Genomic DNA, 23700 nt, shown 5'->3' on the forward strand with positions numbered 1-23700 from the left:
CTCTTCTGGATGGTGCCTTGCCTCCTCCAAAACTACTTAACTTATAAGTAAAGCTTAGCATTGCATATCGTTGCAGCACGAGATTGTTCACATCCTGAATATAATCGTCTCCTACCAGTCTTCTTGTATCCACATTTTGATCCAGTAAATCATACACTTTTACTTTGACAGTCGCATTGTCTTTCATGAACTGGTATCCAAGACTCATGTTCCACAATAGACTCGTACTGTCGAATCCCGGTGCAACATTTCCGAATTTATTATACGAAATATCATTTCCAAAAACCACGTTCTTTGGCCAGTACGTTGTGGTTTCCAGAGAAAGACTATGGTTGACATAGTTCTGATCTCTTCCACTGTTGATATCGTATTGAATATCATTGAAGGTCGCCGAGTAACCTGGTTCGATCTCAAAAATCTCATCGATCGCATAGGTAAGTCTCAAAGTAGGAGTTACTGTGAATTGATCAGATTCATACTGTACAGCGTTAATAAAGCCTACATTTCTATTATAGCCTCCATTCGCTCCAATACGATATCTAAACTCTGTAGCGTCCTTCTTATAGCTTTTACTGAAAGAAGCTCCCAGATTTCCATTGATAACCCCATCTACATTGGTATAGGTTGTAGTTCTAACAAAATTGTCCACGCTACTGGTTGCTGCTACCTGGTTATCTGTAAAATTGAAATAGGCATATGCAAAGATTCCGCTTCGCGAAGCAAAATCGAAGTTTCGATAATTTAAATTCACACGCTGATTAAAGGTTGGTTCCAGCTCAGGGTTACCAACGATAATATTTGTAGGATTTGTTCTATCCACCACAGGCTGCAATTGTCTCACTGAAGGAACATCGGCATTCGTACTGTAACCTACACTTATACTTTTGGACCTTTCCGGAGAATAACGAAGATCGGCATCCACATATACATTATTGAAAGTATTGTCGAAGCGTATATCCTCCATAAAGTTCTCGGTCTTTAAAGTTGTGCTAAGCAACCCAACCTCAGTATTGATCCGCCATTTTTCACCTTCATAATTGAGTCCGGCGTTTGGAGTATGTTTGAAACTACGGAATTCAAAATCATTACTCAACAGCTCATTGAAATTGGTATACTCACCATCAACAGCATCGAAAACACTTCTGGTATTGCTGCTCTTTTGAGTATCAAACTCATAATTGATATCCAGAAAGAATTTTTCTGCCAGTACACTTCTTTTGGAAGCTCCAACACTAAAAGAATTGGAATTTTCATCCTGATCTATAAATTGATCCTGAACGATATCATTTTCAGGATTATTTATGAACGTACTTTCAGAAAAATAAATATTTTCGTTCTCCTGTTTGCTGTGCGCATGGTACAGATCCAACTGAAGATAAGAACCCCTGCTTCCAAAGCGTTTTATAAAGTTGATATCATTACTAAAATCCAGACTTGTAAGATCTTCAGTTTCATCTATAAGCGTGGTATTCTGAAGCTGCATGTCCTCATCAAGATTTTCTTCATATCGATCTCGATAGGACGTTCCAATGTTAGCATTGAATCGTGGAGCGATGGAAAGCCTCGTAAGCGTATCAAATTCTACTTCATATCGAAGTGTGGCTCTATGACTATCATTCAGTAAATTACTGGAGCTGGTGGAATTAGTGAAATACCTGGAGTCTGGAAGAATATTCTCCCGCTCGATCCTGGTTCTGGTTTCTGTATCTGATCCCCCGTAGAAGTAATCGGCAGTAAGTTCCATGCCATTCTCCCATTCATTTACAAAATTAAATCCGCCGGTTTCAGATTTAGTGATCCCATTGTTTGAACCAAAACCAGTTCCATTAATACTAAAACTTCCATTCCCATTGATCCTTACACTACGAGCATTTCCACCCATCATGTCGAACACCTCATCAAAACTAAATCCGGAACTGTTGATATTATTGGAACTTGCAAGTACACTTACCCTGAGTTCATCTTTGAAATAATTGGCGATACCACTAAGCTCATATCGATCATCTGTACCACCTCCGGCAGTTACCCGTGAGAACCAGCCTTTGTTCTTGTCTTCCTTTAGTTCAATATTAATGGTTTTATTTTCTGAATCTCCTGCCTTTCCGGTAAATTCCTCGCTTCTAGTCTTGGTATCCACTACCTGGATCTTATCTATGATTTCCTTCGGAAGGTTCTTCGTAGCGATCTTAGGATCATTTCCGAAGAATTCCTTACCGTTTACCAGGATCCTCGAAACAGGCTTTCCATTTACGGTAATATTCCCATCGCTATCCACTTCTACTCCCGGGAGCTTTTTCATGAGCTCTTCCAGATTGGCATCCTGCCTGGTATTGAAGGAGTTTGCGTTGAATTCAAGCGTATCCTGCTTAACAGAGATAGGTGCTCTTGTAGCAGTTAGAGTAACCTCATCCAGCGCATTATCAAGAACTTCCAGAGAAATAGCTCCTACATCGAGCTTCTTAGTGATTTCAATTTGCTTACGGTAAGGTTTAAAACCAGCGTAACTCACATATAAATTTACAGCCTTACTTTCGGTATTTCCCTTGAGAAGGAAACTCCCGTCCTTTTCAGAAATAGTATATGTGACAAGACTGCTATCAGCAATCTTTTCAACATAAACAGTGGCAGATTCAAGAGGAGTGGATTCTGTATCAACGATCTTTCCGGATACTTCGAATTCCTGGGCAAAGCTTAGCGCACTTACTAAAAGTAGCAGCAAGCTGAAATAATTTCGCATATAGATAGTATAAAAATTTGAACCAATGCTCATTACTGAACATTGGTTTGTGATTTAGACTACCTATAACGTTAAAAGTTTAAGGTTTCTTTTACTTTTTTCTAAAAAAGATACTGATAGGCACACCTTGAAAGTCGAACTCCTGACGTAACTTGTTCTCCAGGAAACGTTTATATGGATCACGCACATATTGTGGAAGGTTACAGAAAAATGCAAACTGTGGATGTGGTGTTGGCAATTGTGTACAGAACTTGATCTTTACGTATTTCCCTTTATAAGCTGGTGGTGGATTCTTTTCAATGATCGCCAGCATAATATCATTAAGTAAACGGGTTTTGATCTTTTTACTTCTGTTTTCAAAAACTTTTACAGCAGTTTCAATTGCTTTAAAAACCCGCTGTTTAGTTAGAACAGAAATAAATACGATCGGCACATCTGTAAACGGCTCTATCTCACGACGAATCATGGCTTCGTAATCCTTAAGAGTATTGGTTTCCTTATCAAGTAGATCCCACTTATTTACGAGGATCACGATTCCCTTGGAGTTTCTCTGAGCCAGCCAGAAGATATTCTGAACCTGACCATCAAACCCACGGGTTGCATCCAGCACCAAAAGACAAACATCACAGTTCTCTATCGCACGCACAGAACGCATTACCGAATAAAACTCAAGATTTTCCTTGACCTTGGATTTTCTACGAATTCCTGCAGTATCTACAAGGTTAAATTCGAAACCAAACCTGTTATACCTGGTATCGATAGAGTCACGGGTGGTCCCGGCAATATCGGTTACGATATATCGATCTTCCCCAATAAGGGAATTAATAAACGATGATTTTCCTGCATTTGGACGACCAACGACCGCAAATCTTGGCAATTCTGTATCTTCCTCTTCTTCAATTTCTGGTAAGGCTTCTACAAGTGCATCCAGAAGATCTCCGGTTCCACTACCATTTGTACTGGCAATTGGAAAATAATCACCCAGACCAAGTGAGTAAAACTCTACCGCATTCGCAAGACGTTTATTATTATCCACTTTATTCACTGCAAGTAAAACAGGCTTGTCCACTCTACGAAGCAAATTGGCCACTTCTTCATCCATAGAAGTAACTCCTGTTTCCACATCTACGATGAAAATGATCGCATCTGCTTCTTCGATCGCCAGTTCTACCTGCTTATCGATTTCAGCTTCAAAAACATCATCGCTTCCTTTCACATACCCACCGGTATCGATCAAAGAAAATTTATGACCGTTCCAGTCAGACTTTCCATAGTGCCTGTCCCTGGTCACACCACTAACAGAATCGATAATGGCCTCTCTACGCTGTATAAGCCTGTTAAAAAAAGTAGATTTACCAACGTTTGGCCTCCCTACAATGGCGACAATATTGCCCATAATATGATATTGATTTCAGGAAGCAAAATTAATGATTTTAAGCTAATTAGCTCAACTTCCTGTATTCTTGAAAATGTAGTTACTTCTTATCTGTATAGCCAAATCTCTTCAGCTGCCTGGCATCACTTCTCCAGTTCTTATTCACTTTTACGTAAAGTTCTAAATGCACCTGTTTTCCGAAGAATTTCTCCAGGTCCTTTCTAGCCTCTACTCCTACTCTTTTTAATGCAGCACCTTTATGACCAATAATGATTCCCTTCTGGGTATCTCTCTCTACCATGATCACGCTACGCATCCTGATGATCTTCTCCTCTTCAAAGAATTCACCGGTTTCGATCTCTACACTATAAGGAATTTCCTTTTTGTAATGCATAAGGATCTTCTCACGTATGATCTCGTTCACGAAAAATCGCTCAGGCTTATCGGTAAGCGTATCTTTAGGGTAGAATGCCGGAGATTCTGGCAATAACTCGATGATCCTGTTAAATACCTCTGCAACATTAAAACCTTCCAATGCTGAAATCGGGTGAATTTCGGCCGTTGGAACTTTTTCACTCCAGTATTTCACCTGCTCTTCAAGTTGATCCTGGTTTGATTTATCGATCTTATTCAGTAATAATAAAACCGGCACTTCAGAGTTTTCGATCTTCTTAAAGAATGCTTCATCCTTTAATCCTTCTTCTCCAATTTCAACAATATAGATCAGGACATCTGCATCTTCAAAGGCAGATTTCACAAAATCCATCATGGAAGCCTGTAGCTCGTAAGCTGGTTTAATGATCCCGGGTGTATCACTCAAGATCATCTGGAAATCTTCTCCATTCACAATACCCAGAATTCTATGACGGGTTGTTTGTGCTTTTGAAGTAATTATTGAAAGTCTTTCACCTACGAAAGCATTCATTAAAGTGGATTTCCCAACATTTGGGTTACCTATGATATTTACGAAACCGGCCTTATGTGCCATAATGAAAATTTTTGCAAAGGTATTTCATTTGTAAACTGTTACCTAATGTTTGTTCAATTTCTAACATTCGACGTTCAGCCCACTGGTATTTGCTATTTAGCTCACCTTTCTAGTATGATATTATGAATATAATCATTTGATAATCAAAATTTAGTAAAAATTTCAATCAAAAATATGATTGGGTTGCTCTTCTGTTTTTAATGACTATTTTTGCCGCTTCTTAAAATCAAGCTGAAAAAGCCTCATTATGAAAAAAGTGCTGAACTTATTCGACTTCAAACAACAGGTTAATTATAAAACTGAAGTGCTTGCAGGATTAACGGTTGCCATGACCATGATTCCTGAGTCACTTTCTTTCGCTATTCTAGCTGGTTTTCCTCCGCTAATGGGTCTTTACGCTTCTTTCATTGCTGGCTTAGTTACCGCAATATTTGGTGGCAGACCAGGAATGATCTCTGGAGGTGCCGGTGCAACAGTTATTGTGCTGATAGCATTAATGAAGTCAGATGGACTTGAATATGTTCTTGCAGCAGTAGCATTGGCAGGAGTTTTCCAGATCATTATTGGTGTATTTAAGCTAGGTAAATTTATAAGACTGGTACCTCACCCCGTAATGTTCGGGTTCGTAAATGGTTTGGCTATTGTGATCTTCATGTCTCAGTTGGATCAGTTTAAAACCGTGGTGAACGGTGATATCGAATGGCTTTCTGGAACTGCATTGTATATCATGGGCGGTCTTGTTGCTTTAACGATCGCCATCGTTGTGCTTTTACCTAAAGTCACTAAAGCTGTTCCTTCTTCTTTAGTCGCAATTATTGTAGTCTTTCTACTGGTATATTTCTTCGGAATAGACACCAAAACAGTAAAAGATATTGCCTCTGTAAGTGGTGGTTTTCCTCCATTCCATATTCCTCAAATTCCACTAACCTGGGAAACCATAGAATTGATCGCTCCTTATTCCATGATCATGGCAGCAGTTGGTTTAACTGAAGGCTTATTAACGCTGAACCTGGTAGATGAGATCACTGAAACTAAAGGAAACGGTAACAGAGAATGTATCGCGCAGGGTGGTTCTAATATTCTAAACGGATTTTTCTTCGGAATGGGCGGTTGCCCAATGATAGCTCAAACCCTTGTAAACCTTTCTGCCGGATCGAGAGCCCGGTTATCTGGAATCATTGCAGCATTTACCATTCTTGCCATTATTTTATTTGGCGCTCCTATTATCGAAAAATTACCAATGGCAGCACTGGTAGGTGTAATGATTATGGTGGCTATAGGAACATTTGAATGGGTTAGTTTGAAGATCTTCAATAAAGTACCTAAAAAGGATATTTTCCTGGTAGTTATCGTGGCGTTAATTACCGTATTCCTGCACAACCTTGCCCTGGCAGTTCTGGTTGGGGTGATCCTTTCTGCACTGTTCTTCGCCTGGGAAAGTGCTAAAAGAATTAGAGCCCGAAAATTTATCGATGAGAATGGAGTAAAGCACTATGAAATATATGGGCCTTTATTCTTTGCTTCTACCACTAATTTTGCTGAAAAATTTGACGCAGTAAACGATCCAGAAGAGATCATTATCGACTTTAAAGATAGTCGTGTTTCAGACATGTCGGCTATCGAAGCCTTGAATGCCGTGACTCAGAAATATAGTAAAGTGGGCAAAAAAGTTCATCTTAGACATTTAAGCGATGACTGTATTAGGTTGCTTAAAAATGCAGATGCTATCATAGAAGTTAACATCCTGGAAGATCCAGACTACAAAGTGGCAGCAGACGAATCTTAAAGCTGATTGTCGTTGATCTCGATCCAGTAACCATCTGGATCCTGTAGATAGATCTGTTTAACGCCGTCTGGGCGGGTATTCGTGTTAGTACTTTCGCCCGGCCAGTTTTCAAAGTCAATATTCTGCTCTTGCAGAAACTTCATGAATTTATCCAATTCCGAAGTATTTAAGCTCATGTGTACACCTTTGTGGGTAGCAGGAATTTCCTCGCTCTCGATCAAATGAATCTGTACGGAATCTATAAGCTGAAACCACCTGATACTGGCAGGCAATCCTCCATTATCAATTTCTTCCAGTCCTAATACTTCGGAATAGAACTTTGCCGAGCGAGAGAGATCTTGTACAAGCAATGCGTCATGATCCTTGCTAAAACTGAAGGTATTAGTCTGAGCACTGCTGTTATAACCCAAAAATACAATCAGGATAATTAGAAGTTTCTTCATGGAAAAATTATTTGAAGTTCAAGATACTTAAATTTCAAAGTAAAATTTACCGGGTATTATTAGGCGTTCTGCTGAAGCCTTAGCGAGTTAAATTCTTTTAAACATTACTTAAAACGGGCAATCGGTTGTTTTAATATTCCTAACTTTCAGCTACCAACCAAAACAATCTGCAAATGGCCGAATTAAGCGAGGATGAATTCCAAAACATACTTTCCGTAGAGAATAAGTGCACACGCCTGAACCTCAACGAAAACATCTATGGAACTTTCGCTGAAATTGGAGCGGGACAGGAAACTGTTCGTCATTTTTTTAGAGCAAGAAATCCAAAAGGGACGATCGCAAAAACGCTTAGTGCCTATGACAAGGATTTTAGTGATGCGATCTACGGACTCGATCCTCAGAACCGGTATGTAACCGAGTCACGATTAAAAGGAATGATCGATTATGAAGCAACTTTGATCGAAAAGCGGCTTTCCAGAAAGAAATATCCAGATAAATTATTTTTCAGCTACGCTAATACGGTAGCTACAATAGACTGGGCAAAAAAATACAAAGGTCATGGGTGGCTGGGAATAAAATTCCAGCGAGAACCAAAGCAGGAATATAGTGAGATCATACTTCATGTTCAGTTTCATGAAAACAATGCTTCCCAGCAACAAATTAGTTTGGGAATCATGGGTGTAAACCTTATCTACGCTGCGTTCTACCAAAGTAATGACCCTAAGGTTCTTATCAAAAAACTATACGATCACTTAAGCACAGATAAGATCGAAATCGATTCAATCAACTTTCGAGGTCCTGTTTTTAAAGATGTTGATAACCGACTCATGAGCCTCGAGCTGGTCAAAGACGGTATTACAGATGCAGTAATGTTTTCCAAAGATGGAAACAATATCCTGCCGGCAAACGCACTTTACAAAAAGAACATTCTTACCCTTAGAGGTAGTTTTCGTCCAGTAACCAACCTCAATCTAAATATGTACATGACCTCAAGAAAACTGTTTCTCGAACAGGAAGAGGTCGATCCTGAAAATACGGTCACTATTTTTGAAATGACGCTAAATAATCTCAAAGCTGAAGGTGAAATAAACGAAAAGGATTTTCTGGATCGTGCAGATCTTCTTTGTGCTTCGGGACAGACAGTAATGATCTCCAATTTTCAGGAATATTATAAGGTAGTGGAATATTTTGCGCAGCATACCAAGAAAGAACTGGGTCTGGCCATGGGTGCAGATAATCTCGTGGACATTTTCAATGAAAAATATTACCGACACCTAAGCGGTGGAATCCTGGAAGCCTTTGGTAAACTTTTCTTTAAAAGTCTGAAGGTATACCTCTACCCGATGCTTGATGAAAAAACCGGGGAAATCATCGATAGCTCGAATCTAAAAGTGCATCCAAGAATGCGAGAGCTCTATAATTTCTTTATAGACAATAACAAGGTGATCGATATTACCGAGTATGATAGAGATTCTCTAGAAATTCATCCTAGAAAAGTCTATGAAATGATACGGGAAGGTAATCCGCAATGGGAAGAAATGGTTCCAGGCCTTACCGCTAAAATGATCAAGGAGAAGAATTTATTCAGTAAAGAACGAGCATCAGAAAATGAAGCTTAGGTAGAAAATTCAGATTTCATTCCGCGGTCATACATAACAATACTTCCGGCTACCGAAACATTCAAACTTAAAGTAGAACTAAACTTTACCAGATGATGTGATTTTTCGATCGCTTCATTGGAGAGACCATGATCCTCAGCCCCAAGCAGATAGACACAGCGTCTTGGATGTTTGAAAGTTTCCAGATGAACTGCGCTTTCAGCAAGTTCCACGCCCACAAGCATTGCACCCTTTGGTAAATGCTTAAAGAATTCTTCGAAAGTTTCATAATGAAAATAAGGCATTGCACCTACCGCTTTATGAGTATCACAAGCCTGTTTCGCATACCTGTTTCCTATCGTGAAAATAAAACTCGCTCCCATATTTTGAGCTGAACGCCATAAAACTCCAAGATTTTCAGGCGTTTTACCATTTTGAATTCCAATTCCAAAAAATCCCTGTTCGAGGTTATTTGTTGTCATTTTGCAAAGATAGTATTGGCGCTCCATATTTCAGAATAGAAGTATAAATTCAGTAGTGCAATCATCAGAAAATCAGATAGTAATGGGAAATTTATTATTTTTAAGTACTGACAATCAATTAATTGTAATCTTATGGAAATTTCTAAAAAAATCTCACCGACCTTATTCAAGTTTATAATTACTGGCTTCTTAGCTTTAAATATCGTACTTATATCCTGCCAGGATAGTAAGGAATACGCTGAAGTTCCAGTTGAAGAACTTAGCCTTCAGGACAGTATTTCGCACGGGGAATACCTCGTAAACACCATAGGTTGCCATGATTGCCATTCTCCAAAACGAATGACAGAAAGAGGTCCAGAGATTATACCAGAGCTGGCACTCTCAGGTTACCAGGCAGGAGATAGTCTTCCTCCGTTTTCTTCAGAAGCGATAAAAAATGGATGGATACAAATGAGCGGCGATCTTACCGTTGCCATAGGTCCATGGGGAATTAGTTATGCTTCAAATCTTACCTCGAGTGACACGGGACTGGGTAACTGGAGCATGAAAAGATTTAAAACTGCCATAAGAGAAGGGAAACTCAAAGGAGATTCCGGCGGCAGGATGATCCTACCTCCAATGCCATGGCAAAATTATCGCGAACTGACCGATAAAGATCTAGAGTCGATTTTTCGTTATTTGAAGTCCACAAAGCCAGTTGAAAATGCGGTGCCCGCTCCGGTGGCACCTAATAAATTAGATAGCCTCCAGAATACCTGATTCTATGCAGTGATATTATTCGGAAATCTGCAATAATTTAACCGTTTAGAACTTAATCCTCAGCAAATTATAAACGAATACAAGATTTCACTATAAACTCCTCAATTAAAGCTCTAAAACTGAAACAACTTTAGGATTGCCGGTATTTTTAAATATCAGTTTGTTATTTTTATTTCCTGATCGGTAATTTCAGGAATCAAATCTGGGTCTAATTCAACAGAGAATTTTCAGAAATAAAATTTAACCGTAAATACAATTAAAAACGACGCATGAAACAGGAAGTACAGGTTTACTCATTATTTACAGAATTTGACATTTCACTTTTTAGATCGGGTAAACATTACAGACTGTACGAAAAGTTCGGCGCTCATTTAATAACACATGAAGGACAGGAAGGAGTTTACTTTTCTGTCTGGGCTCCCTCAGCAAAGTCGGTTTCTGTAATTGGAGATTTTAATTACTGGAATATTGATGACCATCCTTTAAATGTACGCTGGGATGAGAGTGGCATCTGGGAAGGTTTTATTCCGGGTGCTAAGAAAGGAGATAAATATAAATTCAGAATAATATCTTATAACAACGGAGAAATTCTTGAAAAGGCTGATCCTTACGCTTTAAGATGTGAACATCCACCAAATACGGCTTCTATTGTCTGGGATCTGGATTACAAATGGAATGACAAGAAGTTCATGTCTCGTCGTGAAGAGGTAAATGCACTGGATAAGCCTTATTCTGTTTATGAAGTTCATCTTGGCTCCTGGAGAAAGAACACCCTTGAAAACCGTTCTCTTACTTACCTTGAAATGGCAGATGAATTGGTAAGTTATGTAAAGGAAATGGAGTTCACGCATGTAGAATTCATGCCAATAATGGAATTCCCTTATGACCCGAGCTGGGGTTATCAATTAACCGGATACTTTGCTCCTACCTCCAGGTTTGGCGATCCTCAGGAATTCATGCAACTGCTGGATGCCTTTCACAAAGCTGGAATTGGAGTCATTCTGGATTGGGTACCATCCCATTTCCCTGAAGACAAACATGGTCTAGGAAGATTTGATGGTTCACATCTATACGAACACCCAGATCCCCGCAAAGGTTATCACCAGGACTGGAAAAGTCTAATTTTTAATTATGGTAGAAATGAAGTTCGTTCCTTTTTGATAAGCAACGCAGTTTTCTGGCTGGATAAATATCATATTGACGGGCTTCGAGTAGACGCCGTAGCTAGTATGTTATACCTCGATTACTCAAGAGAAGATGGTGAGTGGGAACCTAATGCTGAAGGCGGAAGAGAAAACCTTGATGCCATTAGCTTTATAAAAGATCTCAATACTGAAGTATATAGCAGCTTCCATGGAGTACAAACAATTGCAGAAGAATCCACCTCATTTCCGAAAGTTTCCAGACCGGTAAGTCATGGAGGTTTAGGTTTTGGAATGAAATGGATGATGGGCTGGATGCACGATACACTGGAATATTTTAAAAAGGATCCTATTCATCGCAGGTATCACCAAAATGATATCACTTTTAGTATGACCTATACATTTAGTGAGAACTTTGTATTACCTTTAAGTCACGATGAAGTTGTCTACGGGAAAAAGTCATTACTTGGCAGAATGCCGGGTGACGACTGGCAGCGATTTGCAAATCTGAGATTGATGTATAGTTATATGTATACCCATCCCGGAGCGAAACTTTTATTTATGGGAGCTGAGCTGGGACAGTATGCAGAATGGAACTACAATACCAGCCTGGACTGGCACTTGCTGGAGCAGGATTCTCATCATGGTATCAAGAAAGCACTTACCGACCTCAACATACTTTATAAAAAACAACCAGCATTATATGATAATCAGTTCAGTGAAGAAGGATTTGAATGGATCTCATTTGATGACAATCAGAATTCGGTAATCAGTTATCTGAGAAAGGGAATTTCAGAAAAAGAAATTCTGGCCGTTGTCTGTAATTTTACTCCCACTGTTCTGAAAGAATATACTATTGGTCTTCCGAAGAATGGAAGGCTAAAAGAAATATTCAATTCAGATGCTGCGAAATACGGCGGATCTGGAGTGACGAATAATACTATTAAGATCGATAGAGAAGCTTTCCACGGGAAAGAATATTCAGCAAAAATTACTATTCCACCACTCGCAACAGTGGTCTTCAAACTAGCATAATATCAAAAAAAACATCCTCTGGCCTCAAATTTTGATCGCCGGAATAATTAGAAGCTAAGAAAAATGATTACGAATACAGAACTTGAACATAAGGGGAATTTATACCCTTCGGGCCTGATATCTCACGAACACGATCAGGATACCGTCAATTTTATCACTAAAAATGGTGTAAGGCTGCAGCTAACGATACTTCGGGATAACATGATGCGTTTTCGATATACCACGAATGGTATTTTTGAGAATGACTTTTCATATGCAGTAGATCAAAACCATCCTCATGGTTTTAACCACCTGGAAATTTCAGAAGACGACACACACGTTGTTGTAAAGACTGAAAAGTTCATTTGTAAAGTGGCCAAGGACGATCTGCGTGTGGGTATGTATGAACATAGTGGCAAGATCATTCTGGAAGACGAACTAGGGTTTCACTGGGAAGAAAGTTTTGAGTTTGGGGGGAACTTTGTGAAAATGAGCAAATCTTCGAAAGACCAGGAAAGCTTTTTCGGACTTGGAGACAAGCCTACCAACTTCAATTTAAAGGGCAAAAGGCTAAGCCTCTGGAATACAGATCAATATGCTTACGGAAAGGATACAAACGAACTTTATAAAGCAGTTCCTTTCTACATGGGGCTTCAACAGAATATTTCCTACGGAATCTTTTTCGACAATACATTTAAAACACATTTTGATTTTTGTAGTGAACGACGAAACGTAACCAGCTTCTGGGCAGATGGCGGGGAGATGAATTATTATTTCATTTACGGTCCGCAAATGACCGATGTCCTCACAACGTATACAGATCTTACCGGTAAACCAGAATTACCACCAATGTGGGCATTGGGATTCCACCAGTGTAAATGGAGTTATTATCCAGAAAGCAAGGTCAAGGAGATCACCTCAAAATTCAGGGAATTGAATTTTCCATGTGATGCGATCTACCTGGATATTGACTACATGGAAGGTTTCCGTTGCTTCACCTGGAACAAAGAATTTTTTCCAGATCCTAAACGAATGGTTCGTGAACTGGAAGAAGACGGTTTTAAAACCGTTGCCATCATTGATCCAGGGATTAAAATAGACCTGAGCTATGATGTTTTTAAAGAAGCTTTAGACAAAGACTATTTCTGCCGCCGGGCAGATGGACCATATATGCGAGGTAAGGTTTGGCCGGGAGAATGTTACTTCCCAGATTTCACCAATCCAGATGTACGTGAATGGTGGAGTGGTTTATACAGGGAACTTATTGGTGAAATTGGAGTAAAAGGAGTCTGGAACGATATGAACGAACCTGCAGTGATGGAGGTTCCAGGAAAAACCTTCCCGCTGGATGTGAGACATGATTATGATGGTCATGCATGTAGCCATAGAAAAGCTCATAATATCTACGGAATGCAGATGGCGAGAGCTACCTATGAAGGAGTTAAAAAGTTCAATTTCCCAAAGCGGCCGTTTATTATCACCAGAGCAAATTATTCGGGAGGGCAGCGCTATACTTCGACCTGGACAGGTGACAACGTAGCTACCTGGGAACATTTATGGCTCGCAAATGTCCAGATACAAAGACTTTGTATGAGCGGAATGAGCTTTGCCGGATCTGATATTGGCGGTTTTGCCGAGCAGCCTTCCGGAGAACTTTATACCAGATGGATACAACTTGGAATTTTTCATCCTTTCTGCCGGGTTCATTCCTCGGGAGATCATGGCGAACAGGAACCATGGTTCTTTGGTGAGGACGTACTTGATATTAGCAGGAAGTTCGTAGAATTACGTTATCAGCTATTGCCATATTTATATACCGCGTTCTATAACTACGTACAGGAAGGTCAGCCAATTCTAAAACCTCTAGTGTATTTTGATCAGGAAGATGTGCAAACCCATTATAGAGCTGATGAATTTATCTTTGGAAATCATATCCTGGTATGCCCAATTCAGGAGCCAAATGTACAGGGACGAAGAATGTATATTCCAAGAGGTCAGTGGTACAACTTCTGGAGTGACGATCTTGTAAATGGTGGTAAAGAAATTTGGGTTGACGCACCACTGGATATCGTACCGATATTTATCAAGGCCGGAGCGATTATTCCTAAATACCCGATTCAGCAATATGTAGATCAGGTAGAGATCGAACAAATGACGCTTGATGTATATTACAAACTGGGAAAAGAGAATTCTGAGTTTTACGAAGATGCGCATGATGGGTATGAATACCGCCAAAATATTTATAGCCTTCGTACATTTAAGCTAACAGGCAAAGAAGATGAGGTGATCATTCAGCAGCATAAGAGCGGAAAGTTCTCAGCTTCCTACGACAGCTTTAAACTGAATTTACACGGACTTCCATTTGAAATTAGACGAGTATTCTACGAAAATGAAGAAGTGCCGTTAGAAACACTTCAATACAATGCTGAAGAAAAAAGTATGATCATAAAGAAGGATTTTAGTGAACTACAACTGGTAGGATAAATTACTATAATTAGAATGTAAAAAGCCTGTTCTTGACGAACAGGCTTTTTTTGTGGAATGAATACTGGAAACTACCGCTCTAAGATAGAGTTATAATCCTTTCCGTAGAACTTCTTCAGACTTTCCTGAAGGCGTTTTGGACTGGAAAATCCAGCCTTGTAGGCAACCTCCATTGTATTAAAATCTCCATCGTTCAGCAATTCTCTACCGTATTCTGCATGAACAAACTCTATAAATTCCTGAGGCGAAAGATTCACCAGACTTTTAAGTTTCATAAACAATGTGTTACTCGAAATACCTAAGGAAGCGCTGAGATCGTGTACGGTGAAATTATCTTTTTCGATATTTTCAAGGATAATTTGTTTTGATTCCTGAATAAACCTTTTATCACGTTCAGACTTGTATACTATGTCACCACTTTGCAAATGACTGTTGATAAAGCCTTCTCGAAATTCCTGCTGACTTTTCAAAGTTGAAGCGATCTTTTTCATGAGTAATGTCATATTCAAAGGTTCACTGATAAGTTCTGAGATTTCAGCTACCTGTTCTGTATCAAATTGCTGCCCCGCGCTAGTGATCATAAAAATATTGATATGATTGAGGGCAGGATTACGCCTAAGCATTTTAGATAGCTGAATAGTGTTCATATCTGATAGCATACTCGCTGCAATAATGATATCTGGGAAGATCATGCTTGCTTTTTCAATGCCCTCTTCAGCCGTTACAGCCTGATAAACCTGGCAATGCTGCCCTATGGAATTCGCTAATATCTCCCTGGAAGAAGTTTCAGAATCAATGATCAATATCTTACTGCCACTAATATTCTCAATTTCCTTCGGAAGAGATTCAGAAATTGCCTTCTGAGTGTTTTTAGACTGCAGGATACCGGCAGCACGTTGTGGCACCCTGCGATAATCTTCCTGCCTGTTCTTTAATACAGCCGTGTATGTGGAACCTTCATTACTCTGCGTTTCAAAATTGAAGCTTCCCCCTGCTTTATTAATAAGCTCCATAGCTTTAAGGATATAACGAAGTCCGCTCTTATCTCTAAATTTCATTCGTTGATCCAGACTACGCTTCTTTTCCAGCACTTTAATATCCTGCTCAGGGATTCCTTTTCCGGTATCTGTGATCTGAACTTTTAAATCTCCAACTCCAGTGCGAATAAGATTTACAATAATCTTTCCTCTTTTAACCGAATAGTCGGCACTGCCCGATATCAAACTAAAAAAGATCTTATCCAGCATCTCGAGATTGTAATAAAAAGGTTCTTCTCCCCAATGGTTATTAACGATCAAATCAAGATCTTTCAATTTGTAGACCGGTTCGATCTCATTTACTACCTCTGGAAGATGTGCGTCTAATTTTATACTGGAAATTTCAAAAACAGATTCTTCATAATTGAAATTCAGGATCTGGTTAAAAAGATCATCAAACCTTGCAGCATATCGTTGTAAATCCTCCTGATTGTCGGCATCGGTAGAAGCTGAGATCTTACTTAAGGATTGTACCGCGCTTTCTACAGGTTTCTTAAACTCCTGTTGCAGTTTTGCTCTAAGTTCTTCCCTGGCCTGCCTGTCGGCATTTCTCGAACGAAGCACGAATACATATGCAAATATGATCACGGCCGCTATAATTCCAATTCCCATAAATAAATACACAACCCCAATTCCTCCTGATACTGCAGCAACTTCTACGGGAATCTGTTTAACTTCAGACCAACTGGAATTTGGTAGTTTTGATCTTACTTCGAACATGTAATTGCCCGGCGGCAGACTGGCATAACTGGCTGAATTCACTTTTGAAGGTTTGGACCATTCATCTTCAATTCCCTGCATTCTCCAGCTATATAACAAATCCTCTGGCGCCCAGAATGATAATCCCTGGAAGGCTACCTGGAAACCAGTATTTTCTTTTACTTCGATGATCGAACCACTCAACAATGAGATTCTTCTTTGCTTTTCATTACGAACTGAAGCCTGCATAAGAGTTCTAAATTCCACTTCAGGTTTCAGCTCCTGCTGCGCCAGCATACTTTTCGGCTTAAAAATATTAACCCCTTTCGCTGTCCCCAGGACAAGGGAACCATTCGTCATTTTAGTAAAACCTGTAGTTAGTTCAGAAGTTGTAAGTCCGTTCAATTCACTAAAAACTCTCAGGCTCTTTTCGCTTGGATCATAACTGGCAAGACCTTCTTCTGTAGAGATCCAGTAATTTTCATCCTCCACGATCACTCCTTCTACATTATTAGACGGTAACCCAAAGTCTTCATCAAAGATCTCTAAAGCTTCCGTTTCGAAATTGTACGCGATCAAACCAGTGCCTTCTGTTGCAAATAGACCTATACCTTCCTGAGTGATATACAATTGGTTGATCGCATAATAATGCATGGTTTCGCTGGCAGTAAGCTTATCAAGATCGCTAATACGACCACTAATGGGATCTATGGAATGAACACGATTCCTGGTTGCGACGATCAGTTTCCTGGGTCCGAGTTCTGCAATTGCCTGAACTTCTTTTAGAGGAAAGGTTTTAATCTCATTGGAAGTACTAATCCTGGTCAAATAGCCGGCCTCGCCACCAATCCATGTATTTTCAGAAGAATCAATAAATAAGGTATTAGCTTCCAGAACCTCTGTTTTGTAAAGTGCGGTTGGTGCATAATGAGCTCTAAGAAGTGTATTAATATTAATCTTATACACGCCATCTTCACTGGTCGCCGCCCAAACATATTGCCCGTTAGCAGCAATGGAAGTTATCTTATCGGGATTCTGTCGGGCCTTTTTATAGTTTAAATTTTTGATATGACTATAGCGATCGGTCTCAGGATTCCAGATACTCAGGCCTTCACTGGTTCCAAACCAAACGTATCCACGAGAATCCGTGGCCATGGCACTCAACCTATTGCCTGCCAGACTCGAATATTTCGCAGGATCATGGTGTAGCTGCCAAATGGATTCTGAAGATAGATTTTTCAGATAGAGTCCGTCATTTCCAACTAACCAGAGTAAATTTTCATCATTTAACTGGGCTGCAAATAATTGCTTCGGAAAACTTTCCTCTTTTTTAATAAACTTTAGCTCCTCATCGAATTTATACACCCCATTATCACGGGTAAGAGCAATGATCTTTTCGTTGGTTTTGAGTAAATCTGTAATATGACCTCTGGTAAGATCGAAAGGCAACCTGTAGATCTTCTGAAATCTATCTAGTTGCGCATCAAATTCGAACATCCCCTGCCTGTTGGTAGCCAGTAACAATTTATTGCTGAGTGGTAAAAGTGCTGTAAACTCCAAATTTTCATAATACGAAGTTTTAAGACGTCTGAATTTACCGGATTTTCTATTAATGGCAATAACAGCATTTGGCCCGGCAAAGATGATTTCATCGTTAAAAATAGTGGATGTGCTTGCCTGAGTATTTTCAGAAACAAATCTTGACAGTCCAAAATCCTTTGCTTTAGAGTCGACGTTCAGCTTGAAAACACCGTTTTCTGCAGCCAGCCATAACTGACCCGCCGGGTCCTCCAGCATCTCATAGACCTTCCCGGGCATGGAACTAACATATCTAAAATCCTGTTTTCCGCTCTCGAGAATAGCTATACCTTTGTCTCCGGTAAGCCACACCTGCCCCCTGGAATCTGTCAAAGTAGCACTATATTGTTTCCCGATTTCAGATGGAATACCCCGAAATTTATTGTAATCCTCTACTTCCGCAGAGTTATATCGAATGACTTTGAGTGGCGTAGTGATCCAGAGATGATCCCCGTTAGCCTGCTGTATATGGACATTTTCAGCATTTGTAAAGCTATTGATCATGCTGACTTCCTGCAAGGATTTATGAACCTGCGCCGTACCCTTCACAATCATTCCCATAAATACTGCAAGGAATAACCGGAACACTAAATTAGATAGTCTCAAATCACTAGTAATTAAAAGTTAAGCAGGAATAATTTAGGCAAAAAACGACTTATTAAAGTTCTGTAAACAAAGACTTTAGAACCTAGTTATTAAGACGATATGAACAAAATGAAGTAAGAAAAACCTTATGAGAGCTATTAGCCGGAAACAATTTGAATCCCGGAAGAGGTTCCAATGCGATCTGCGCCAGCATTTACATATGTTATCGCTGTCTCTTTATCTTGAATTCCTCCTGAAGCTTTGATTTTTATATGATCACCAACGCTTTGTTTCATGAGTTTAATATGTTCGATACTTGCGCCACCAGTTCCAAAACCAGTAGATGTTTTTACGAAGTCGGCACCAGCTTTTTCTGATATCTTACAGGCTGTTGCAATTTCTGAATTACTTAAATAACAGGTTTCCAGAATGACCTTCAATATCTTTTCTCCCATTACCGACTTTACTGATCTTATTTCCTCTTCAACTTCTTCAGTCAAACCAGCTTTAAGAAAACCAATATTCAGAACCATGTCGATCTCATCTGCACCTTGTTCCACCGCAATCCTGGCCTCGTGCACTTTTGCTTCCGAAGTTGAAGAACCCAATGGAAAGCCTATAGTAACGGCTAGCTTTACATTAGATAACTCAACTTGCTCTGCGGCTAAGTTGGCATAACATCCGGAAACACAAACCGCATAGAACTCATATTTGATCGCCTCCTGACAAAGTTTTATAATTGCTTGAGGACTAGCATCCGGTTTTAAAAGTGTATGATCGATATATTGATTTAGGTTCATCTTAGGGAAGTTTAATTTTTTCTATTTCAACCACACCATTCGCTTTTAAACGCATAGAGATCCAAAGGTCATTCTCATCTGCCTTAAACTGAGCAACTTCAAGGTCTTCGAGGAAGCCAATGAGATTGATACCTTCCTTGGCTTCTATTTTATTTTCCAGTTTATTGTTCAAAGAATTCATCTGCTCTTCCAGTTGAGGCATGAAATTAAAATTCATCTTTTCCTTCAACTTAGCATACAACCATTTATTGACTACAGTTTCTAAAGCCTGATTTACAAGCCAGTTGTTGTTTTGTCCATCGATCTCATAATTTGCCAGTTCAATTTTTTGTAGTTCACGATCCAGGTGTAAACTCGCGTAGAACAAAAATTTAACCTGCTTATTCTTAAAGAAACTGGTAAGCGTTTGCACGGTAACTGGCAGACAAAGATCGTACTCTGGAATTTCACTTTTCTCAATAGTAATGTCCAGAATCTGGGCATAGTTGGACTTTTCGCCATCCTCATTCTCTTTACTGATGATCTCCCCAACCAATTTCTGCTTTAAAAAATCATTTAGCGCAGGATAACCAATCTTGATAGGAATGGTAATATCAAAGTCGGCTTCAGAAATTTTTCGGTTTGTGTCAGTCATTATTTTCGATGGTTTGAGAGATTCGAAGATATAGAAAACTTAGGTTTAAGAATGGAAACAGGATCAGTTTAGCAAAATCTTATCATGTTAGAGGTAGGGCTTAAATAATTAAAATGTAAAGTTTTATTTACTTTTTGTAAAACAAACCATTCCAATTTAAATTTTTTATTATATTTGTGTCAAATAAACTTTACATCATGGGAAATACATCAACAAGTAAAAACTGTGCAACCGGGCGCACAAAGCTATTGGCTTTGTGGACCATACTATGGGTCACATCCCTGGCAGTGGTGGTATTTGGAAATCTTTATCTATGGACAGGCAATAACACGATCACGACCATTTTACTAATTATTAATCTAATAATTGGAGTAGGAATGATCATCGCAAATATAAAGCACCTGGAAAGCCTGGATGAGTTACAAAGAAAGATTTATCTCGAAGCCATGGGCCTATCACTTGGGATTGCGCTCATCCTTGGAATTAGCTACTCGACAATGGATGTGACGAACCTTATTAATTTCGATGCTGAAATTTCGCATCTGGTAATAGTGATTGGTCTAAGCTATTTCGCCGGAGTAGTAATTGGACAATATAGGTATCGATGAAAAACAGAATCAAGATCTTAAGAGCAGAGCATGATTTGACCCAGGCTGAACTCGCAAAAAGACTGAACGTATCCAGGCAAACCATTAATGCTATAGAGAATGGAAAGTTTGACCCCAGTTTACCTCTAGCCTTCAAACTCTCCCACCTGTTTGACAAAACGATTGAAGAAATTTTTGAAGCTGAACTCTAAGCATAAAAAAAGGGGCCGATTCCCTACAAGTCGAGCCCCTAATATTTAACTAAATTCAGCAGCTAAAGTATTCAGAAAGTGGAGTACAACTTAACTCAATAGCTTTTATTATTAGCTCAATTCAATATGGACTTTTTGTAGCGCACTATTTACTAATTAGTTATGAATAATTCTCAGTACCTTAATTGTTAAGATTCCAGAGCTTTTTTTAACATCATATTTAGGTTAGGTTTTAAGATATTCCCAAATAACTTGAGCTTAACAGGACTTGTTATATGATTCATTTAGTTTTGAATCACCAAAAAAATAAGTCATGAAAAATTTAAATGTTTACTTAAAGAAGACCGGATTACTAATGCTGTTTATAGGAATAGTCAGTTGTGGATCCACGAAGACGGGAGATATGACCGATCTTAAAGCCGATGCTACGGAAGCTAAAGCTGCGATGACCGCGGCAGAACCAAATCTTGCTGAACTATTTACAACTTCAGCTGGATATGCAATTTTCCCTAATGTTGGAAAAGGTGCTTATATTATAGGTGGTGCATCCGGAAATGGAATTGTCTACGAAAACGGAACAATGGTAGGATACGCTAACTTAAAGCAAGTTGATGTAGGACTGCAGGTTGGAGGAAAAGCTTACCGAGAAGTAATTTTCTTCGAAAATGAAGAAGATCTCAACAAGTTTAAAGCTGGAGATTACGAATTATCTGGAAATGCTACTGCAGTAATTTTAGAGAAAGGAAAGTCTAAAACTATTAAGTTTACTGATGGTACAGCTGTAGCAACCATGCCCAAAGCAGGCGCGATGGTTGGAGTATCTGTTGCAGGACAGAGATTTGGATATACCGAAATGTAATATTGGATATTATAAACTAGTTAAAAACCGACCTTAGGGTCGGTTTTTTTATGTCCATACTTTTCAGCATCGAATCGATTACTGTCTGTTTAAATTATCTATATAGTAGAATCTGACTAAAGAAGCCGGAATTTAGGGATGTCTACGCTTTGGCAGATTTAGATTATAGACATTGGAGCACGAGAAGCTTTTAATACTTAAAGCTTGAAATTTCATTGCATTCACCTCAATTCAACTTTACCATTTTTCTTCTAAATATGCTCTTAATAACTGCAGTCTCTTCTTTATGCTTTAGATCACTTCGAGTAGCAAAGTAGAGAATGTTACTAACTTCTTTTTTACCAGACCACACTAGTTTAATCCTAGCATCTCTGAGTGAATCATTTACTAAGAAATCAGGCACTATTGCAAACCCTTTATTATTCTCTATAGATCTTATAATAGAACCAAAATTTGGTAAAATATAATTCGGCTTAAAATCTACCCTCTTTTTAAAGTTTTCGTACCAAAAACGTCTAAAGTGGTCCATCTCATTAGAAGCGCTATACCAGGTTTGATTCTTTAATATCTTCTCTAGCTCACCGAAACTTTCATTGTCGATTAAAGTGTTTATATCTTTTAATGCCGAATTTTTTCCAGCAATCATTACGATATTCTCTTTCGTAAAAGGTTCGTAATCTGCCAGTGAGTTTTTAGTGTCAAACTTAGGAGTTATGACTAAATCCAGGATGCCACTATTTAGATCTTTAATCAATTCCTGATGATCTCCAAACTTTGCCAGCAGGTTAAAGTTCAAACTTGAAATTTCAGGTTCCAGTATCGTTTGAAAGGTTTCCGTGCACATGCCAATATTAATGGAAGGAATTTCTTCATGCGAAGTTTTCTTAAAATGTTGTTCAGCTTTTTCCAGGTTCTTAACCGCATCCAGAACAAAATTGTAAAGTTGTTTACCTTCTTCTGTCGGGATCATTCTCCGCGATGTTCTTTCGAATAGTTTACGACCTATATAGGATTCCAGTGCATTTAAATGAACGCTTACGCCCGGCTGACTTGTAAATAGAGTCTCAGCAGCCTTTGTTAAGGTACTTTTCTCATAGATCGCTACAAAGGTGCGATACCATTCCATATTCACCATCTATTACTATTTTAATACAAAGGTATAAATCATACTATTTTTATAATAGCACGATAGCCTTTAATTTTGTTCCGAACTAATAATTTAAAAAGCTATGAAGAATATTTTTGTGATAAACGGTGGACATACTTTCGCACACTCTCCCGGCCGTTTCAATAAAACACTATTACAGAATACCACCAATTATTTCACAAATAGACCTGGTTTTGATGTTAGGACGACTAATGTAGGGGAAAAATACAATTTAGAAGAAGAAGTCACGAAGTATAAATGGGCAGACATTATAATTTATCATACTCCCATCTGGTGGTTTCAGGTTCCTTTTAAATTTAAGGAGTACATAGACAAGGTCTTTACTGCAGGGCATCAAAATGGAATATATAAAAGCGATGGAAGAAGCAGGAAGAATCCTTCCATTAATTATGGAACCGGAGGAAGTCTGCAAGGGAAGAAGTATCTATTAACTACTAGCTGGAACGCTCCGGAAGACGCTTTTAAGCTTGAGGGAGAATTTTTCGACCAGAAGAGTGTTGATGAAGGACCACTTTATGCTTTTCATAAAATGAACAAATTTATTGGCCTTGAATTTATCGCTTCAACGCATTTCCATGATATGGAAAAGAACGCAGATGTTCCCAGGGAGCTAAAAAGATACGATCAGTTTCTGAGTCAGATATTTGATGAAATTTGAGATTTAAACAAGGACGATAATAGAAATGAAAAAAGCCATTCGTGTGAATGGCTTTTTGCTTAGTAGCGGGAACTG

18 protein-coding genes are annotated in these 23700 nt (G+C 39.0%); 9 read left to right on the forward strand and 9 right to left on the reverse strand.

Annotated elements, in window-relative coordinates; all coding sequences use genetic code 11:
• The 3 genes from ACNI3T_RS05185 to era all read right to left on the reverse strand — a co-directional run.
• Window positions 1–2737, reverse strand: a 2737-nt coding sequence (locus ACNI3T_RS05185) for an outer membrane beta-barrel protein (protein WP_418226918.1), incomplete at its 3' end; no start/stop codon positions are given.
• Window positions 2738–2828: 91 nt separating this feature from the next.
• On the reverse strand, window positions 2829–4133 hold the full coding sequence (der, locus tag ACNI3T_RS05190; RefSeq protein WP_418226919.1) for a ribosome biogenesis GTPase Der: 1305 nt from the start codon (window positions 4131–4133) through the stop codon (window positions 2829–2831).
• A gap of 79 nt (window positions 4134–4212) precedes the next feature.
• Window positions 4213–5100, reverse strand: coding sequence for a GTPase Era (gene era / locus ACNI3T_RS05195; RefSeq protein ID WP_141876728.1), 888 nt, complete (start codon window positions 5098–5100; stop codon window positions 4213–4215).
• Window positions 5101–5347: 247 nt separating this feature from the next.
• Between era and ACNI3T_RS05200 the strand changes: the two genes are divergently transcribed.
• Window positions 5348–6886: a SulP family inorganic anion transporter gene (locus ACNI3T_RS05200; RefSeq protein ID WP_418226920.1), complete on the forward strand. Its 1539-nt coding sequence runs from the start codon at window positions 5348–5350 to the stop codon at window positions 6884–6886.
• On the opposite strand, the gene ACNI3T_RS05205 is transcribed toward ACNI3T_RS05200, so the two are convergent.
• Window positions 6883–7329, reverse strand: a complete 447-nt coding sequence (locus ACNI3T_RS05205) for a VOC family protein (protein ID WP_418226921.1) — start codon at window positions 7327–7329, stop codon at window positions 6883–6885. The two genes, ACNI3T_RS05200 and ACNI3T_RS05205, sit on opposite strands and share 4 nt — an antisense overlap.
• A 173-nt stretch (window positions 7330–7502) precedes the next feature.
• Here ACNI3T_RS05205 and ACNI3T_RS05210 point away from each other — a divergent pair, with 173 nt between their 5' ends.
• Window positions 7503–8948, forward strand: coding sequence for a TonB-dependent receptor (locus ACNI3T_RS05210; RefSeq protein WP_418226922.1), 1446 nt, complete (start codon window positions 7503–7505; stop codon window positions 8946–8948).
• Here ACNI3T_RS05210 and ACNI3T_RS05215 read toward each other — a convergent pair.
• Window positions 8945–9409 carry an RNA methyltransferase gene (locus ACNI3T_RS05215; RefSeq protein ID WP_418226923.1) on the reverse strand — a complete coding sequence of 155 codons (465 nt, stop codon included), beginning with the start codon at window positions 9407–9409 and terminating at the stop codon, window positions 8945–8947. The two genes, ACNI3T_RS05210 and ACNI3T_RS05215, sit on opposite strands and share 4 nt — an antisense overlap.
• A 132-nt stretch (window positions 9410–9541) precedes the next feature.
• On the opposite strand from ACNI3T_RS05215, the gene ACNI3T_RS05220 reads away from it, so the two are divergent.
• From ACNI3T_RS05220 to ACNI3T_RS05230, 3 genes are all read left to right on the forward strand, one after another.
• A complete protein-coding gene (locus tag ACNI3T_RS05220) occupies window positions 9542–10168 on the forward strand; it encodes a diheme cytochrome c-553 (RefSeq protein WP_418226924.1) in 627 nt (208 codons plus the stop codon).
• 269 nt (window positions 10169–10437) lie between these two features.
• Window positions 10438–12345 carry a 1,4-alpha-glucan branching protein GlgB gene (gene glgB / locus ACNI3T_RS05225; RefSeq protein ID WP_418226925.1) on the forward strand — a complete coding sequence of 636 codons (1908 nt, stop codon included), beginning with the start codon at window positions 10438–10440 and terminating at the stop codon, window positions 12343–12345.
• Between the two features lie 63 nt (window positions 12346–12408).
• Window positions 12409–14808, forward strand: coding sequence for a glycoside hydrolase family 31 protein (locus ACNI3T_RS05230; RefSeq protein WP_418226926.1), 2400 nt, complete (start codon window positions 12409–12411; stop codon window positions 14806–14808).
• Between the two features lie 71 nt (window positions 14809–14879).
• Here the strand turns inward: ACNI3T_RS05230 and ACNI3T_RS05235 are convergent, their stop codons facing one another.
• From ACNI3T_RS05235 to ACNI3T_RS05245, 3 genes are all read right to left on the reverse strand, one after another.
• Window positions 14880–18728, reverse strand: coding sequence for a triple tyrosine motif-containing protein (locus ACNI3T_RS05235; RefSeq protein WP_418226927.1), 3849 nt, complete (start codon window positions 18726–18728; stop codon window positions 14880–14882).
• 137 nt (window positions 18729–18865) lie between these two features.
• Complete coding sequence (deoC, locus tag ACNI3T_RS05240) at window positions 18866–19507, reverse strand: deoxyribose-phosphate aldolase (RefSeq protein WP_418226928.1); 642 nt, start codon at window positions 19505–19507, stop codon at window positions 18866–18868.
• Window position 19508: 1 nt separating this feature from the next.
• A complete protein-coding gene (locus ACNI3T_RS05245) occupies window positions 19509–20141 on the reverse strand; it encodes a DUF4403 family protein (RefSeq protein ID WP_418226929.1) in 633 nt (210 codons plus the stop codon).
• A gap of 197 nt (window positions 20142–20338) precedes the next feature.
• On the opposite strand from ACNI3T_RS05245, the gene ACNI3T_RS05250 reads away from it, so the two are divergent.
• From ACNI3T_RS05250 to ACNI3T_RS05260, 3 genes are all read left to right on the forward strand, one after another.
• Window positions 20339–20749, forward strand: a complete 411-nt coding sequence (locus tag ACNI3T_RS05250; RefSeq protein ID WP_418226930.1) for a hypothetical protein — start codon at window positions 20339–20341, stop codon at window positions 20747–20749.
• On the forward strand, window positions 20746–20940 hold the full coding sequence (locus ACNI3T_RS05255; RefSeq protein ID WP_418226931.1) for a helix-turn-helix transcriptional regulator: 195 nt from the start codon (window positions 20746–20748) through the stop codon (window positions 20938–20940). Before ACNI3T_RS05250 ends, ACNI3T_RS05255 begins: the two co-directional genes overlap by 4 nt.
• A gap of 313 nt (window positions 20941–21253) precedes the next feature.
• Window positions 21254–21799: a lipid-binding SYLF domain-containing protein gene (locus ACNI3T_RS05260; protein ID WP_322301836.1), complete on the forward strand. Its 546-nt coding sequence runs from the start codon at window positions 21254–21256 to the stop codon at window positions 21797–21799.
• Window positions 21800–22025: 226 nt separating this feature from the next.
• Here ACNI3T_RS05260 and ACNI3T_RS05265 read toward each other — a convergent pair whose 3' ends face one another.
• Window positions 22026–22934 carry a LysR family transcriptional regulator gene (locus ACNI3T_RS05265; protein WP_418226932.1) on the reverse strand — a complete coding sequence of 303 codons (909 nt, stop codon included), beginning with the start codon at window positions 22932–22934 and terminating at the stop codon, window positions 22026–22028.
• Between the two features lie 94 nt (window positions 22935–23028).
• Here ACNI3T_RS05265 and ACNI3T_RS05270 point away from each other — a divergent pair, with 94 nt between their 5' ends.
• Entirely contained in the window at window positions 23029–23625 is a 597-nt protein-coding gene (locus ACNI3T_RS05270; protein WP_418226933.1) for an NAD(P)H-dependent oxidoreductase, read from the forward strand.
• The last annotated feature ends 75 nt before the right edge of the window (window positions 23626–23700 follow it).

It is taken from the genome of Christiangramia qingdaonensis, assembly GCF_048381525.1.
Classification (GTDB): domain Bacteria; phylum Bacteroidota; class Bacteroidia; order Flavobacteriales; family Flavobacteriaceae; genus Christiangramia.

Coding starts and splice junctions, on each gene's coding strand:
- der (WP_418226919.1), bottom strand. CDS start 4,133: ATGGGCAATATTGTCGCCATTGTAGGGAGGCCAAACGTTGGTAAATCT.
- era (WP_141876728.1), bottom strand. CDS start 5,100: ATGGCACATAAGGCCGGTTTCGTAAATATCATAGGTAACCCAAATGTT.
- ACNI3T_RS05200 (WP_418226920.1), top strand. CDS start 5,348: ATGAAAAAAGTGCTGAACTTATTCGACTTCAAACAACAGGTTAATTAT.
- ACNI3T_RS05205 (WP_418226921.1), bottom strand. CDS start 7,329: ATGAAGAAACTTCTAATTATCCTGATTGTATTTTTGGGTTATAACAGC.
- ACNI3T_RS05210 (WP_418226922.1), top strand. CDS start 7,503: ATGGCCGAATTAAGCGAGGATGAATTCCAAAACATACTTTCCGTAGAG.
- ACNI3T_RS05215 (WP_418226923.1), bottom strand. CDS start 9,409: ATGACAACAAATAACCTCGAACAGGGATTTTTTGGAATTGGAATTCAA.
- ACNI3T_RS05220 (WP_418226924.1), top strand. CDS start 9,542: ATGGAAATTTCTAAAAAAATCTCACCGACCTTATTCAAGTTTATAATT.
- glgB (WP_418226925.1), top strand. CDS start 10,438: ATGAAACAGGAAGTACAGGTTTACTCATTATTTACAGAATTTGACATT.
- ACNI3T_RS05230 (WP_418226926.1), top strand. CDS start 12,409: ATGATTACGAATACAGAACTTGAACATAAGGGGAATTTATACCCTTCG.
- deoC (WP_418226928.1), bottom strand. CDS start 19,507: ATGAACCTAAATCAATATATCGATCATACACTTTTAAAACCGGATGCT.
- ACNI3T_RS05245 (WP_418226929.1), bottom strand. CDS start 20,141: ATGACTGACACAAACCGAAAAATTTCTGAAGCCGACTTTGATATTACC.
- ACNI3T_RS05250 (WP_418226930.1), top strand. CDS start 20,339: ATGGGAAATACATCAACAAGTAAAAACTGTGCAACCGGGCGCACAAAG.
- ACNI3T_RS05255 (WP_418226931.1), top strand. CDS start 20,746: ATGAAAAACAGAATCAAGATCTTAAGAGCAGAGCATGATTTGACCCAG.
- ACNI3T_RS05260 (WP_322301836.1), top strand. CDS start 21,254: ATGAAAAATTTAAATGTTTACTTAAAGAAGACCGGATTACTAATGCTG.
- ACNI3T_RS05265 (WP_418226932.1), bottom strand. CDS start 22,934: ATGGTGAATATGGAATGGTATCGCACCTTTGTAGCGATCTATGAGAAA.
- ACNI3T_RS05270 (WP_418226933.1), top strand. CDS start 23,029: ATGAAGAATATTTTTGTGATAAACGGTGGACATACTTTCGCACACTCT.